The organism is Cupriavidus sp. SS-3, from assembly GCF_035818815.1.
GTDB classification, from domain to species: domain Bacteria; phylum Pseudomonadota; class Gammaproteobacteria; order Burkholderiales; family Burkholderiaceae; genus Cupriavidus; species Cupriavidus taiwanensis_C.
This window is the reverse complement of record NZ_JAYLVT010000016.1, coordinates 1-14,449: the sequence shown is the minus strand read 5'-3', so window position 1 is coordinate 14,449 and position 14,449 is coordinate 1. Positions and strand designations below refer to the sequence as shown.

Below are 14,449 nucleotides of genomic sequence, written 5' to 3'. Positions count from 1 at the left end.
TTTTATTCGGATTGATTTGCGGCTTCATCCATCCCGAGAATGGAAACAGGCATGGATGCCTATCGTCCCGAGCTGCAAGGTAAAAGCCCCCGTGAAATCTGGTTATCCCCAAAGTTATTCACAAGAGCAATAACAAAGGGCCCGCCAATGCGGGCCCCCATTCCTGCGGCGAACACAACGGCTCTTAAGCCGCTTTCTTTGCCAGTCCAAGGTAGGTTTCAATCACCTTCGGGTTCGCCGCCAGTTCGTCGGCCGGACCTTCCATCGCCATGTCGCCGGTCTCGATGACGTAACCGTAGTCCGCCACCTGCAGCGCCGCGCGCGCGTTCTGCTCGATCAGCAGCGTGGCCACGCCGGTCTGGCGCAGGTTGCTGATGATGTGGAAGATTTCCTTGACGATCAGCGGGGCCAGGCCAAGACTGGGCTCGTCCAGCATCAGCAACTGCGGCTTGGCCATCAGCGCGCGGCCCACCGCCAGCATCTGGCGCTCGCCGCCGGAGAGCGTGCCGGCGTCCTGGCGTGCGCGCTCGCGCAGGCGCGGGAACAGGTCGTAGACCACGTCCATCTGGTCCAGGTAATGCTTGTCGCCGGCGCGCTTGCGGCGGAAGGCGCCCAGCTGCAGGTTGTCCTCCACCGTCATCGAGGCGAACAGCTCGCGCTTTTCCGGCACCAGGCACATGCCGCGCGCGACCCGCCCTTCCACCGGGATGCCTGCCATGTCGTGGCCCAGGTAGCTGACCGTGCCGCTGGACGACCCCGTCACCGGCAGCGCGCCCATGATGGCATTGAGCATGGTCGACTTGCCGGCGCCATTGGGGCCGATCACGGTGACGATGCGGCCGGCCTCGACCTTCAGGTTGGCGCCGTGCACTGCTTCCACCTTGCCGTAGCGGATGTGGAGGTCCTTCACTTCCAGAATCAGGCTCATGTCGCTATCTCTGTCGCTCCGTTACTCCACGCCGCCCAGGTAGGCTTCCAGCACCGCGGGGTTCTTCTGCACCTCGTCGGGCACGCCCTCGGCGATGCGCGAGCCGAATTCCATCACCACCAGCCGATCGGTGAGGTTCATCACGAAGTCCATGTCGTGCTCGACCAGCAGCACGCTCATGCCTTCGCCACGCAGCTTGCGCAGCAGTTCGGCCAGCGCCTGCTTCTCCTTGTAGCGCAGGCCCGCGGCAGGTTCGTCGAGCAGCAGCAGGGCCGGGTCGCAGCACAACGCGCGCGCGATTTCCAGGATGCGCTGCTGCCCCAGCGCCAGGCTGCCGGCTTCCATGTACATGCAGTCGGCCAGGCCGACGCGCTCCAGCTGGCGCTTGGCCTCGAACAGCAGCTTTTCTTCCTCAGCCTTGTTCATGCGCAGGATCGCCGCGCAGACGCCGCCCTGCGCGCGGAAGTCGCCGCGCAGATGGGCGCCGATGGCGACGTTCTCGAGCACCGTCATGGTCGGCAGCAGGTGCACATGCTGGAAGGTGCGGCCGATGCCGCGCTTGACGATCTCTCGCGACGGCAGGCCCGAGATCACTTCGCCGCGGTAGCGCACCTCGCCGCCGGACACCGGCAGCACGCCGGTCACCAGGTTGAAAGTGGTGGACTTGCCCGCGCCGTTGGGGCCGATCAGGCCGATGATTTCGCCGGCGCGCACCTGGAAGCTGACATCGTTGACCGCGACCAGCCCGCCGAACTGCTTGCGCGCGGCACGCACGTCCAGGATCAGCTCGCCCGTCTCGGGCTTTTGGCGCACCGCCAGCCCCGCGGCCTGACCCGGCGCCAGCACTGGCGGTCCGGCCGGCACCAGGCGCCGCAGGAACGGCCAGATGCCATCGCGCGCGTACTGCAGCAGCAGCACCAGCAGCACGCCGAAGACGATGATCTCGAAGTTGCCATTGGCGCCGAGCAGCTTGGGCAGCACGCCCTGCAGCACGTCTTTCAGGATGGTCAGGATGCCCGCACCCAATACTGCGCCCCACACGTGGCCAACGCCGCCGACCACGGCCATGAACAGGTATTCGATGCCATAGTTCAGGCCGAACGGCGTCGGGTTCACCGCGCGCTGCAGGTGTGCGTACAGGAAGCCCGACACGCATGCCAGGATCGCCGCGACCACGAAGATCACCACCTTCATCCACGCGGTGTTCACGCCCATGGCCTCGGCCATCACGCCGCCGCCCTTGAGCGCGCGGATGGCGCGACCCGGACGCGAGTTCAGCAGGTTCTGCATCGCCAGCACCGCCAGCAGCACCACCGCCCAGATCAGGTAGAACATCGAACGCCCGGACTGCAGTTCGATGCCGAAGAACGACAGCACCGGGATACCGTTCAGCCCGTCATACTTGCCCAGGAACTCCAGGTTGCCGAACAGGAAGAACAGCGACAGGCCCCAGGCGATGGTCGCCAGCGGCAGGTAGTGCCCGGACATGCGCATCGTGATCAACCCGATCACATAGGCCGACGCCATCGTGATCACCAGCCCCACCAGCAACCCGAACCACGGCGACAGCCCGAACTGCGTGGTCAGGTACGCGGTGCTGTAGGCGCCCAGTCCCACGAACGCCGCCTGCCCGAACGAGGTCATGCCGCCCACGCCGGTGAGCAGCACCAACCCGATCGCGACGATGCTGTAGAGCCCGATGTAGTTGCCCAGCGTGATCCAGAACTCCGGCGTCGGCAGCACCGGCAGCAGCGCCAGCACCACGATCAGCACCAGCACCAGCACCCGGTTGCGGTTCAGCCGCGCGCGGCTGCCGGCTTCGGCACCGGCCACGCCGGCCTGCTTGTCGGTCAGCATGGTCATGGCTTATTCCTCCTCCTCGACATGCTTGCTCGTCAGCGAGCGCCACAGCAGCACCGGAATGATCAGTGTGAAGACGATGACCTCCTTGAACGCGCTGGCCCAGAAGGACGAATACGATTCCAGCAGGCCCACCAGCAGCGCGCCGAGCGCCGCCACCGGATAGCTCACCAGCCCACCGACGATGGCGCCGACAAAGCCCTTCAGCCCCACCAGGAAGCCCGACTCGTAGTACACCGTGGTCAGCGGCGCGATCAGGATGCCGCACAGCGCCCCCATCGCCGCCGCCAGCGTGAACGACAGGCGCCCCGCCTGCGTGGTGCCGATGCCGACCAGGCGCGCGCCCAGCCGGTTCACCGCGGTCGCACGCAGTGCCTTGCCCTGCAGCGTGCGTTCGAAATAAAAGTACAGCGCGCCGATCAGCAGGGCCGACACCGCCACCACCCACAGGCTCTGCCCGGAGATGCTGAGCGCGCCGACCTCGAAGCGCGCATCCGAGAACGGATTGGTGCGCGAGCCCTCGGCGCCGAACATCACCAGACCCAGGCCGACCAGCGCGAAGTGCACGCCCACCGATACGATCAGCAACACCAGCGTGCTGGCCTCGGCCAGCGGCTGGTAGGCCAGCCGGTACAGCATCGGCCCGAGCGGGATGATGATCAGCAGCGTCAGCGCGACCTGCGCCAGCATCGGCAGCGGCTGCGCGCCATATTGCTGCACCACCCAGTGCACCGCCAGCGGGAACACCAGGTACTTGCCGGCCAGCACCGCCAGCCTCTGGCCAAGCGTGCGCCGCAGCTCGGCGCTGCGCAGCACGGTGACGGTCTCGTAGAGAAAGGTCAGCACGCCCATCGCCACCAGCAGCCAGCTGGTTTGCGGTGCGTGCCCGGCCTGCATTGCCGCCAGCGTCAGTGCGCCATAGGCAACGAATTCGCCCTGCGGAATGAAGATGACGCGGGTCACCGAGAACACCAGCACCAGAGCCAGCGCCAGCAACGCGTAGATCGCGCCCGAGGTGATGCCGTCCTGCGCCAGGATGGCGGCGATTGATAAGTCCATTGTCTCCCCGTCTTGTTGGAAAACCTGCCTGCATCGAACGGGGTCAGCGGGGCGCCGACGGGCCGACAGGGTGGTGCGCTTCGGGTTACGAAATAGTAAACGGGTTGCGCAATGCGGAAATACAGAGCAACCCTAGGTTGCGCGCGCAGTCACCCGGCCGGCACCAGAACAAAGGGCGCATGGTCAGCCATGCGCCCTGCTTCACTGCGACTCCGGCAGGCCGTGCCGGCCGGCGCCAGACGCCGGGGTCAGCCGCTTATTTCAGCAACTTCCACTTGCCGTCGACGATCTGCACCATCACGCGCGCGCGCTGGTCGAAGCCGAGGTGGTCGGTGGCGCTCATGTTCATGATGCCGTGCGACACCGGCAGGTTTTTGGTCTGCTCCATGGCATCGCGCAGTGCCTTGCGGAACTCCTTGGTGCCCGGCTGGCCCTTCTTCAGCGCTTCCGGGATGGCGTGCTGCAGGATCAGGCCCGCATCCCAGGCATGGCCGCCGAAGGTCGAAACCTGTCCGCCGAAGGCCTTCTCATAGGCGGTCTTGTAGGTCAGCGCCGGCTTCTTCACCGGATTGCTGTCGGGCAGCTGCTCGGCCACCAGCAGCGGGCCGGCCGGCAGGAAGGTGCCTTCGCAGTCCTTGCCGCACACGCGCAGGAAGTCGGCATTGGCGACGCCGTGGGTCTGGTAGATCTTGCCCTTGTAGCCGCGCTCCTTGAGCGTCTTGGCCGGCAGCGCCGCGGGCGTGCCCGAGCCGGCGATCAGCACCGCGTCGGCATTGGCGCCCATCATCTTCAGCACCTGCCCGGTGACCGAGGTATCGGTGCGGGCGAAGCGCTCGTTGGCAACCACCTTGATCTTGCGCAGCTCGGCGACCTTGGCGAATTCCTGCGCCCAGCTGTCGCCATAGGCATCCGCGAAGCCGATGAACGCCACCGTCTTCACGTTGTTGTTGCTCATGTGCTCGGCAATGGCGGTGGCCATGTGCGAGTCGTTCTGCGGGGTCTTGAAGACCCACGCGCGCTTGGCGTCCATCGGCTCGATGATGCGGGCCGAGGCCGCCATGGTGATCATCGGGGTCTCGTTCTCGGCCACCACGTCGACCATCGCCAGCGAATTGGGCGTGACGGTCGAACCGACCATCACGTCGACCTTGTCTTCGCTGATCAGCTTGCGCGTGTTCTTGACCGCCGTGGTCGTGTCCGAGGCATCGTCCAGCACGATGTACTCGATCTTCTTGCCCGCGATCTCCTTGGGCATCAGCGTGAAGGTGTTCTTTTCCGGAATGCCCAGCGATGCCGCCGGACCGGTGGCCGACACCGTCACCCCGACCTTGACCTGCGCCTGGGCGGCCCCGGCAACCAGGCTGGCCGCAGCGATTGCCAGCAGGCTGGCGCGCTTGAAATCCATCTTGTCTCCTTCGGTTCCTGAAACGGAAAGGCATCCGTCCGGCGTCCGCCGGCGGATGCCCCTTTTTTTGGACCCCTCGGGTCAACGCAGGCACATCGCCGGCACCTGCGCTACAACCAGGAGCGACACCGGGCCGCTCCCCATTTCCCGTCCACGCCACTCCCCCGGAAAGGCGCTTCGGCGATTCACCGACCGTGCGGTCGGGAATGCGGATCGAGTCTATCACAGCGCCCTGGCGCGAACAGCGAGGATTAACCCGCATCGCGCGCCCAGCCTGGCTTTGCCGTCAGCGGATGAAGGCGTCCCAGGCGGTCTTCAGGATCAGCGCGCTGACCACCACGATGAATACCTTGCGCACGAAGGCGCTGCCATGGCGCAGCGCCAGCTTGCTGCCCACCTGGCTGCCGGCGACGTTGGCCACCGCCATCACCAGGCCCAGCTGCCACCAGATATGGCCCTTGCTGGCGAGCAGCAGCAGTGCCGCCAGGTTGGTGGCCAGGTTGACCAGCTTGGTCGACGCCGCCGCGTGCAGGAAGTCATAGCCAAACACCCGCACGAACACGATCATCAGGAAGCTGCCGGTGCCCGGCCCGAACACGCCGTCATAGAAGCCCAGCACGGCACCGGCCAACAGCGCCGCGCCGCGTTCGCCCCAGCCGCTCAGCGTGGGCGCGTGCTCGGCACCCAGGTCCTTCTTGGCAACGGTGTAGACCAGCAGCGCCACCAGCACGAACGGCAGCGCCTTGCGCAGCGGCTCGGCCGGGATCATGGTCAGCGCCCAGGCACCGGCCATCGAGCACGCAAAGGCCGCCACCACGGCCGGCGCGGTCGCGCCCCAGTAAATGCGCACGCTGCGGCCGTAGCGCAGCGCCGCGCTGGCGGTGCCGGCGATCGAACCGACCTTGTTGGTGCCGAGCAGCGTGGCCGGGGCGAGGTTGGGATAGGCCGAAAACAGCGCCGGGATCTGGACCAGCCCGCCGCCGCCGGCGACCGCGTCGATCAGCCCGGCAAGAAAGGCGGCGACCGCCAGGAATGCGAATTCCGTCATTGCAGAAAAGCGAAAAGGGAAAAGGAAAAAGGGAAAAGCAGGAAAGCCGGGACAGCGGCGCCGGCGCACGGCCGGGCGCGGCGGATCAGCCCAGTACCTTGGCCGTCGGCACCAGGCTGCGGTGCCACATGCCGTTGACATGCAGGCAGAATCCCGGCGGCGCGCCGCCGTGACCGGCCACCAGGCCGGGGGCCAGCAGTGCATGGCGGATGCCGTGGGCGCGGCCCCAGTCGGCCAGCGTGGCGCAGCAGGCGTCCAGGCAGGCACGGCGGGTGGCCCCGTCAAGTTCAGGCCGTACCCACCACTCGCTGGCGCAGGCCGCGAAGCCCGCAAGCTCGAGGCTGGGCAGCAAGGCCGCCGGCAGGCAGGCCAGCAGGCCGCCGCCGTCCGGTGCGTCGCAAGCCAGCAGGCAGATGCCGCGCCCTGACTGGGCCAGTAGTTCGCCCAGCATCAGTTGCCGCGCGCGTGCGGCGGGCACGGGCAACGGCGCAATGTGGTCCAGCCACGCCGATACCAGCGCAGCGTCGGCGCCCTGTCCCAGGCGTACCTGGACCTGCGGCGCGATGGCGCCGCCATGGTCTGGCGTGGCTGGGGTGGGATCAGGGGGAACGGTGGCGGACATGGGCGGGCAGCGAAGCGCGCCCGCATTGTCGCATGCGTGAGGCTGCCAGGTGATGCCGATGCGGCATGAGCGCCCCAAAACGGGGCGAAGGCGTCACAACGCGGGCGGAAAGCCCAAATGAAAAAAGCGTTGCCGAGGATCACCCGGCAACGCCCTTTATTTATAACGCTGCTACCCGACACCGGGTGCGCGCCTGTCGTCTCCTCGCTTCCGCCTCCATTTAACCTGCGAAAACCGTATATGGAATGTAACGAAGCGGTGCATCGAGGACAAGCTAGAAAAAACCCTAGCCCCAGAATCGGGCATGTCGACCCACGATCACTCCTTGCGCCCGGCGTGTCCGCCGAAGCGCGCCAGCAATTCGCCCATGATGCCACGCCGGAAGGTCAGCACGCAGATCACGAAGATCACGCCGGTCACCATCGTCACCGACTCGCCCAGCGTGCCGAACCACGAGATCCCGGTCACCGACGCCAGGAAGTTGCCGATGTCGCCCAGCTTGTTCTCGAGCGCGACGATCACGAAGGCGCCGACGATCGGGCCCGACAATGTGCCCAGGCCACCGACCAGCGTCATCAGGATCACCGAGCCCGACATCGACCAGTGCACGTCGGTCAGGGTCTCGAAGCCCAGCACCAGCGCCTTGATCGATCCCGCCAGCCCCGACAGCGCCGCCGACAGCACGAACGCGGTCAGCTTGAAGCGGTCGACGTCATAGCCCAGCGACACCGCGCGCGGCTCGTTCTCCTTGATCGCCTTCAGGATCTGGCCGAACGGCGAATGCACCGTGCGCACGATCAGCGCGAAGGCCGCGACGATGATGGCCAGCGCCACGTAGTACAGCGTCAGGTCATCCGACAGCGACAGCACGCCGAACAGCTTGCCGCGCGGAATGCCCTGCAGCCCGTCCTCGCCGCCGGTGAACGGCGCCTGCAGGCAGATGAAGAACAGCATCTGCGCCAGCGCCAGCGTGATCATCGAGAAGTAAATGCCCTGGCGCCGGATCGCCAGCGATCCCACCACGTAGCCGATCAGCGCGCCCGCGCCGGTGCCCAGGATCAGGCCGATCTCGGGCGTCACGCCCCACACCTTCATGGCATGGCCGGCAGCGTAGCCGGCGCCGCCGAAGAAGGCCGCATGGCCGAACGACAGCAGTCCGGTGTAGCCGATCAGCAGGTTGAAGGCGCACGCAAACAGCGCGAAGCACAGCACCTTGAGCACGAACACCGGATACGCCCCGGCCAGCGGCGCCGCCAGCAGTGCCAGCAGCAGCAATCCGTACAACAGTTTCTTCTGCACGCCTTGTCCCTTTCCTGCCTTGCCTGCATTGGCCGCCACGGTGGCTGGCGTCGATGATGTCGAGGGTGCGCTCATCACTTCTCCTTGCCGAACAGCCCGGCCGGGCGCAGCAGCAGCACGATCACCATGATGAAGAACACCACGGTCGACGATGCTTCCGGATAGAACACTTTGGTCAGGCCTTCGATCACGCCAAGCCCGAGGCCGGTCAGGATCGAGCCCATGATCGAACCCATGCCGCCGATCACCACCACCGCGAACACGATGATGATCAGGTTCTGCCCCATCAGGGGCGAGATCTGGATCACCGGTGCGGCCAGCACGCCGGCAAACGCGGCCAGCGCCACGCCGAAGCCGTAGGTCAGCGTCACCATCAGCGGCACGTTGACGCCGAAGGCCTCGACCATCTTGGGGTTCTCGGTGCCGGCGCGCAGGTAGGCGCCCAGCTTGGTCTTCTCGATCACGTACCAGGTGGCGAAGCACACCACCAGCGACGCCACCACGACCCAGGCGCGATAGTTCGGCAGGATCATGAAGCCGAGGTCAGTCGCGCCCTGCAGCACGTCCGGCGTCGAGTACGGCAGCCCCGACACGCCGTAGGCCGAGCGGAAGATGCCTTCGATCACCAGCGTGATGCCCAGCGTCAGCAGCAGGCCGTAGATGTGGTCGAGCTTGTAGATCCAGCGCAGCATGGTCTTCTCGATCACCACGCCCAGCGCGGCAACGACCAGCGGCGACAGCAGCAGCATGAGCCAGTAGTTCAGCCCGGCGTACTCCATGCCCATCCAGGCCAGCACCGCGCCGAGCATGAAGAGCGCGCCGTGCGCGAAGTTGATGACGTTGAGCAGGCCGAAGATCACCGCCAGGCCCAGGCTCAGCATCGCATAGAAGGCGCCGTTGACCAGCCCCAGCAAGAGCTGGGAAAGCATGGCCGGCAAAGGGATTCCGAAGATGTCCATGGGCATCGATTCTGGTTGTTGGCAGACACCAAGCGGAGCCAACGGTTTTGGGTGCGCCAAAGCCGCCGAGCTAGCCTGCGCAAGGTGTTCTCCCTCTCCCCTCACGGGGAGAGGGTTGGGGTGAGGGGCGGCTTAGCGGGGATCCACATCAAGCGAAGCCTTCGGTGTGTTCCGGCATGGCGGCCCTGGCAAGGCCAACGGTGTCAGCCCACCCGGCCTCAGCCTTTGACGCTCAAGCCCTCACCCCTGCCCCTCTCCCGCTCGCGGGAGAGCGGAGCAAACTGCCGGCTCGTTAACCGCCCAAGCCGGCCTTCCTACTTACTTCTTCAACATGGCGCACTTCGACTCGGCCACCGTGGTGAAGGCCTGGTCGCCCGGGATGGTCGCGACCACCTTCAGGTAATCCCACGGCTTCTTCGATTCGGCCGCGGTCTTCACCTGCATCAGGTACATGTCGTGGATGCCACGGCCGTCCTGGCGGATATAGCCCTTGGTGTAGAAGTCGTTGATCTTCATCTTCTTGAGTTCCGCCATGACCTTGTCCGGATCGTCGGTCTTGGCGGCTTCGACGGCCTTCAGGTAGGTGCTGGCCGCCGAGTAATCCGCGGCCTGCAGGCTGCTCGGCATCTTCTTCATCTTGCCGAAGAAGCGGTTGGCGAACTTGCGGGTGTCGTCGTTCATGTCCCAGTACCAGCTGTCGGTCATCAGCAGGCCTTCGGTGTTCTTCAGCCCGAGGCTGTGGACATCGTTGATGAACATCAGCAGGCCGGCGATCTTCATCGACTTGGTGATGCCGAATTCCTTGGCCGCCTTGATCGCGTTGATGGTGTCGCCGCCGGCGTTGGCCAGGCCCAGGATCTGCGCCTTGGACGACTGCGCCTGCAGCAGGAACGACGAGAAGTCAGATGCCGACAGCGGATGGCGCACCTGCCCCGCCACCGTGCCGCCGTTGGCCTTGACCACCGCGGCGGTGTCGCTTTCGAGCGAGTGGCCGAAGGCGTAGTCGGCGGTCAGGAAGAACCACGACTTGCCGCCCTGCTTGACCACCGCGCTGCCCGTGCCCTTGGCCAGCGCGACCGTGTCATAGGCATAGTGCACCGTGTACGGCGAGCACTCTTCGTTGGTCAGGCGAGCGGTGCCGGCGCCGATGTTGATGTAGACGCGCTTCTTCTCGGAAGCGACCTTGTTCATCGCCAGCGCGGTGCCCGAGTTGGTGCCGCCCAGCAGCATGTCCAGGCCTTGCTGGTCCATCCATTCGCGCGCCTTCGAGGCGGCGATGTCGGCCTTGTTCTGGTGGTCGGCCGAGACGATCTCGATGGGCTTGCCCAGCACCTTGCCGCCGCGATCCTCGATCGCCATCTTGATGGCTTCGAGGCCGCCGGGGCCGTCGATATCGGCATACAGGCCCGACATGTCGGTGATGTAGCCGATCTTGACGGTGTCGCCCGATACCTGTGCGGCAGCGCCGAAGGACACCGCACCCATGGCAATGGCCGCCATCGCGGCCGCGAGCCGAGTCTTTTTCATTTCCCTGTCTCCTGATTTGCGGCGGCGTGCGCGCCACCCGTTCCTGCCAACAAGCAACCATCGATCCGCATTGCGCGGATCAGACCCCGAGCAATTCATGCAGCACCGGCATCTTGGCCTGCAGCTCGCTGGCCGCGAAGCGTTCGACGATGGTGCCGTGCTCCATCACGTAGAAGCGGTCCGCCAGCGGCGCGGCAAAGCGGAAGTTCTGCTCCACCATCACCACCGTGTACCCCTTCTGCTTGAGCATCCGGATCATGCGCGCCAGCGCCTGCACGATCACCGGTGCCAGCCCTTCCGAGATCTCGTCGAGCAGCAGCAGGTTGGCGCCGGTGCGCAGGATGCGCCCGACCGCCAGCATCTGCTGCTCGCCGCCCGACAGGCGCGTGCCCTGGCTCTGGCGGCGCTCCTTCAGGTTCGGGAACATCTCGTAGATCTCGGCCTCGCTCATGCCGGAGTCCTTGCCTTTCAGCTGCGGCGGCAGCATCAGGTTCTCTTCGCATGAGAGGCTGGAGAAGATGGCGCGCTCTTCCGGGCAATAGCCGATGCCGTAGTGCGCGATCTTGTGCGTGGGCAGGCCGATGGTCTCGTGGCCATTGACCCGGATCGAGCCCTTGCGCGCCCCGGTCAGGCCCATGATCGCGCGCAGCGTGGTGGTGCGCCCGGCGCCGTTGCGGCCCAGCAGCGTGACCACCTCGCCCGGGTTCACGGTCAGGTCGACGCCGTGCAGGATGTGCGATTCGCCGTACCAGGCGTGCAGGCCCTTGATTTCCAGGGCGGGAGTATTGGCTGTGCTCATGGTGTCGTCCCCGGCCTCAGTGCGCGCCCTGCAGTTCCGCGTCGGCGGTGCCCATGTAGGCCTCCATCACCCGCGGGTCCTTCGACACTTCCGCATACGGGCCTTCGGCCAGCACCGCGCCACGCTGCAGCACCGTGATCTTGTCGGCGATCGACGAGACCACGCTCATGTTGTGCTCCACCATCAGGATGGTGCGCCCCGCCGAGACCTGCTTGATCAGCTGCGTGACGCGGTCCACGTCCTCGTGGCCCATGCCCTGCGTGGGTTCGTCCAGCAGCATCAGCTCGGGCTCCATCGCCAGCGTGGTGGCGATCTCCAGCGCGCGCTTGCGCCCGTACGGCAGGTTCACCGTGAGCGTATCCGCGAACTCGGTCAGGCCGACCTGCTCGAGCAACTCCATGGCGCGGTCGTTGAGCACGTCGAGCGAACGCTCGCTGCGCCAGAACTGGTACGCCGTGCCCAGTTGCCGCTGCAGGCCGATGCGCACGTTCTCCATCACTGTCAGGTGCGGGAACACCGCCGAGATCTGGAACGAGCGGATCACGCCGCGCCGCGCAATCTGCGCCGGCTTTTCCCGGGTGATGTCGATGCCGTTGAATAGGATGGTGCCGGTGGTCGGCTCCAGGAACTTGGTGAGCAGGTTGAAGCAAGTGGTCTTGCCCGCGCCGTTGGGGCCGATCAACGCATGGATCGAGCCGCGACGCACCCGCAGGTTGACGTCGCTCACCGCCGTGAACCCCTTGAACTCCTTGGTGAGGTTCCGCGTTTCCAGGATGGTTTCCTGCTGGTTCATGTCTCCTGCCCGCCCTCTTGCTGTACTGCCGGGGTGATGCCCGGCACTGACAATGGTCCGAACCGGCCTTGTAGGCCCTTACTGCCGCTTGTTCCGTCAGGCTCGCCGTGGTTACCGGCCATGCCCGCGGGTTTTATCTGTGCGGGGCGGCTCCCGCGCGGGTTGCAGCGGCGGCATGGTATGTGCGGCCGAAGCACCCTGTGAGGCGTCTATTGTGTGCGCCTGTTGCATCGCAAAACATCGGGGTTTGCACTATGAAACATGAACCAAGTGTCAGTTTTTTGGCGGCCGAATAAGCGGCGCACAAGCCACACGACCACCGCCCCGCCGGCGATCATGCGACGTGGCGCTTCAAGCGCTTGTGGCTACTGTCACCGGCACCGGACTGGCTTGCGCCAGCGCCTGCGCCGGGCTTGCCACTTCGGTGGCCAGGTCGCGCTGCCTGCGGTCTTCGCGGATCATGTCACTGGCGCGCTCGGCGATCATGATGGTCGGCGAGTTGGTGTTGCCCGAGGTGATCAGCGGCATCACCGAGGCATCGACCACGCGCAGCCCCTGCACGCCCAGCACGCGCAGCCGATGGTCGACCACCGCCATGGGATCGTCGGCGCGGCCCATCTTGCAGGTGCCCACGGGATGAAAGATGGTGGTGCCGATATTGCCGGCGGCCTCGGCCAGTTCTTCGTCACTCTGGAAGGCTGGCCCCGGCAGCCATTCCTCGGGCCGGTACGGCGCCAGCGCCGGCGACGCGACGATGCGGCGCGTAAGCCTGATCGAATCGGCGGCCACCTTGCGGTCCTCGTCGGTCGACAGGTAGTTGGGCGCGATCACCGGGGCCTGGCGGAAGTCAGCGCTGCCGGCATGCACGCTGCCGCGCGAGGTCGGGCGAAGGTTGCAGGCGCTGGCGGTAAAGGCGTTGAAGGCGTGGAGCGGATCGCCAAATTTGTCCAGCGACAATGGCTGCACGTGGTATTCGATGTTCGGTCGCGACTGCGCCGGATCCGAGCGCGCGAACGCACCCAGCTGCGATGGCGCCATGCTCATCGGCCCGCTCTGGTTGAAGGCGTACTGCACGCCGATGCAGAACTTGCCCCACAGGCTGGCGGCGCGTGTGTTCAGCGTGCGCACGCCGTCGACCTTGACCACGCTGCGCAACTGCAGGTGGTCCTGCAGGTTCTCGCCAACGCCGGGCAGTGCGTGGCGCACCGGAATGCCCAGCGCCTGCAGCCGTTCAGGCTGGCCGATGCCGGACAACTCCAGCAACTGCGGCGTGTTGACCGCGCCCGCGGCGAGAATCACCTCGAGCGTGGCCGCCGCCGCGTGCGCGCGGCCGCCGCCCAGATAGTTGACGCCGGTGCAGCGGCGCCCGTCGAAGCTCAGCCCGCTCACCTGCGCGCCGGTGACAATGGTCAGGTTGGGCCGCTCCGAGGCCCGCCGCAGGAACGCCTTGGCGGTGTTCCAGCGGATGCCGCGGCGCTGGTTCACTTCGAAGTAGCCGACGCCGAAATTGTCGCCGCGGTTGAAATCGTCGGTGCGCGGGATGCCCGCTTGCTCGGCGGCGTCGGCAAAGCGCTCGAGGATGTCCCAGCGCAGCCGCTGCCCCTCCACGCGCCATTCGCCGCCGGCGCCGTGGAATTCACTCGGCCCCCGGTGATGGTCTTCGCTGCGCTTGAACAGCGGCAGCACGTTGTCCCAGCGCCAGCCGTCGTCGCCGGTCAGCCGCGCCCACTCGTCATAGTCCTCGCGCTGGCCGCGCATGTAGATCATGCCGTTGATCGACGAGCAGCCGCCCAGCACGCGACCGCGCGGATAACCCAGCGAGCGCCCGTTCAGCCCCGCTTCGGCTTCGGTGCGATAGAGCCAGTCGGTGCGCGGGTTGCCGATGCAGTAGAGATAGCCCACCGGAATGTGGATCCAGTGGTAATCGTCCTTGCCGCCGGCTTCCAGCAGCAGCACGCTGACGTCCGGGTCCTGCGTCAGCCGGTTCGCCAGGACACAGCCGGCCGAACCGGCCCCCACGATGATGTAGTCGAATGTCTCCATGGCGCTTGTTATGGTGATGGTCTGGTTTATTTCGCCACCGGCATGGTGAACTCCGCGCCCTTGGCGATCGAATCGGGCCAGCGCTGCATCACGCTCTTGTAGCGCGT

12 protein-coding genes are annotated in these 14,449 nt (G+C 66.1%); all 12 read right to left on the bottom strand.

What is annotated here, in order from left to right:
* Nucleotides 1-184 precede the first annotated feature (184 nt).
* The 12 genes from U9J39_RS21505 to U9J39_RS21450 all read right to left on the bottom strand — a co-directional run bounded on the left by U9J39_RS21505 (nt 185) and on the right by U9J39_RS21450 (nt 14,342).
* Entirely contained in the window at nt 185-928 is a 744-nt protein-coding gene (locus U9J39_RS21505; RefSeq protein WP_326347997.1) for an ABC transporter ATP-binding protein, read from the bottom strand.
* A gap of 21 nt (nt 929-949) precedes the next feature.
* Complete coding sequence (locus U9J39_RS21500) at nt 950-2,791, bottom strand: branched-chain amino acid ABC transporter ATP-binding protein/permease (RefSeq protein ID WP_326347995.1); 1,842 nt, start codon at nt 2,789-2,791, stop codon at nt 950-952.
* A 3-nt stretch (nt 2,792-2,794) separates the two neighbouring features.
* Complete coding sequence (locus tag U9J39_RS21495) at nt 2,795-3,847, bottom strand: branched-chain amino acid ABC transporter permease (RefSeq protein WP_092316787.1); 1,053 nt, start codon at nt 3,845-3,847, stop codon at nt 2,795-2,797.
* Nucleotides 3,848-4,103: 256 nt separating this feature from the next.
* Entirely contained in the window at nt 4,104-5,252 is a 1,149-nt protein-coding gene (locus U9J39_RS21490) for an ABC transporter substrate-binding protein (protein WP_115711352.1), read from the bottom strand.
* A gap of 286 nt (nt 5,253-5,538) precedes the next feature.
* On the bottom strand, nt 5,539-6,300 hold the full coding sequence (locus tag U9J39_RS21485) for a sulfite exporter TauE/SafE family protein (protein ID WP_115678933.1): 762 nt from the start codon (nt 6,298-6,300) through the stop codon (nt 5,539-5,541).
* A gap of 85 nt (nt 6,301-6,385) precedes the next feature.
* Nucleotides 6,386-6,922: a hypothetical protein gene (locus U9J39_RS21480; RefSeq protein WP_326347993.1), complete on the bottom strand. Its 537-nt coding sequence runs from the start codon at nt 6,920-6,922 to the stop codon at nt 6,386-6,388.
* A 318-nt stretch (nt 6,923-7,240) separates the two neighbouring features.
* The gene (locus U9J39_RS21475; RefSeq protein WP_240987575.1) at nt 7,241-8,296 is read right to left on the bottom strand and encodes a branched-chain amino acid ABC transporter permease; all 1,056 of its coding nucleotides are present in this window, start codon (nt 8,294-8,296) and stop codon (nt 7,241-7,243) included.
* Entirely contained in the window at nt 8,296-9,180 is an 885-nt protein-coding gene (locus U9J39_RS21470) for a branched-chain amino acid ABC transporter permease (RefSeq protein ID WP_115705447.1), read from the bottom strand. Before U9J39_RS21470 ends, U9J39_RS21475 begins: the two co-directional genes overlap by 1 nt.
* Nucleotides 9,181-9,498: 318 nt before the next feature.
* Complete coding sequence (locus U9J39_RS21465; RefSeq protein WP_115678456.1) at nt 9,499-10,707, bottom strand: ABC transporter substrate-binding protein; 1,209 nt, start codon at nt 10,705-10,707, stop codon at nt 9,499-9,501.
* A gap of 79 nt (nt 10,708-10,786) precedes the next feature.
* Nucleotides 10,787-11,506 (bottom strand): ABC transporter ATP-binding protein, encoded by a 720-nt coding sequence (locus U9J39_RS21460; protein ID WP_115678935.1) that lies wholly within the window; start codon nt 11,504-11,506, stop codon nt 10,787-10,789.
* A 16-nt stretch (nt 11,507-11,522) separates the two neighbouring features.
* Complete coding sequence (locus U9J39_RS21455; RefSeq protein ID WP_115711358.1) at nt 11,523-12,299, bottom strand: ABC transporter ATP-binding protein; 777 nt, start codon at nt 12,297-12,299, stop codon at nt 11,523-11,525.
* 351 nt (nt 12,300-12,650) lie between these two features.
* A complete protein-coding gene (locus tag U9J39_RS21450) occupies nt 12,651-14,342 on the bottom strand; it encodes a GMC family oxidoreductase (protein WP_326347992.1) in 1,692 nt (563 codons plus the stop codon).
* Between the last annotated feature and the right edge of the window lie 107 nt (nt 14,343-14,449).

Bases quoted from the DNA above. Each gene is read 5' to 3' on its own strand.
- U9J39_RS21500 (WP_326347995.1), bottom strand. From the start codon at position 2,791: ATGACCATGCTGACCGACAAGCAGGCCGGCGTGGCCGGTGCCGAAGCC.
- U9J39_RS21505 (WP_326347997.1), bottom strand. From the start codon at position 928: ATGAGCCTGATTCTGGAAGTGAAGGACCTCCACATCCGCTACGGCAAG.
- U9J39_RS21465 (WP_115678456.1), bottom strand. From the start codon at position 10,707: ATGAAAAAGACTCGGCTCGCGGCCGCGATGGCGGCCATTGCCATGGGT.
- U9J39_RS21480 (WP_326347993.1), bottom strand. From the start codon at position 6,922: ATGTCCGCCACCGTTCCCCCTGATCCCACCCCAGCCACGCCAGACCAT.
- U9J39_RS21455 (WP_115711358.1), bottom strand. From the start codon at position 12,299: ATGAACCAGCAGGAAACCATCCTGGAAACGCGGAACCTCACCAAGGAG.
- U9J39_RS21485 (WP_115678933.1), bottom strand. From the start codon at position 6,300: ATGACGGAATTCGCATTCCTGGCGGTCGCCGCCTTTCTTGCCGGGCTG.
- U9J39_RS21475 (WP_240987575.1), bottom strand. From the start codon at position 8,296: ATGAGCGCACCCTCGACATCATCGACGCCAGCCACCGTGGCGGCCAAT.
- U9J39_RS21495 (WP_092316787.1), bottom strand. From the start codon at position 3,847: ATGGACTTATCAATCGCCGCCATCCTGGCGCAGGACGGCATCACCTCG.
- U9J39_RS21470 (WP_115705447.1), bottom strand. From the start codon at position 9,180: ATGGACATCTTCGGAATCCCTTTGCCGGCCATGCTTTCCCAGCTCTTG.
- U9J39_RS21450 (WP_326347992.1), bottom strand. From the start codon at position 14,342: ATGGAGACATTCGACTACATCATCGTGGGGGCCGGTTCGGCCGGCTGT.
- U9J39_RS21460 (WP_115678935.1), bottom strand. From the start codon at position 11,506: ATGAGCACAGCCAATACTCCCGCCCTGGAAATCAAGGGCCTGCACGCC.
- U9J39_RS21490 (WP_115711352.1), bottom strand. From the start codon at position 5,252: ATGGATTTCAAGCGCGCCAGCCTGCTGGCAATCGCTGCGGCCAGCCTG.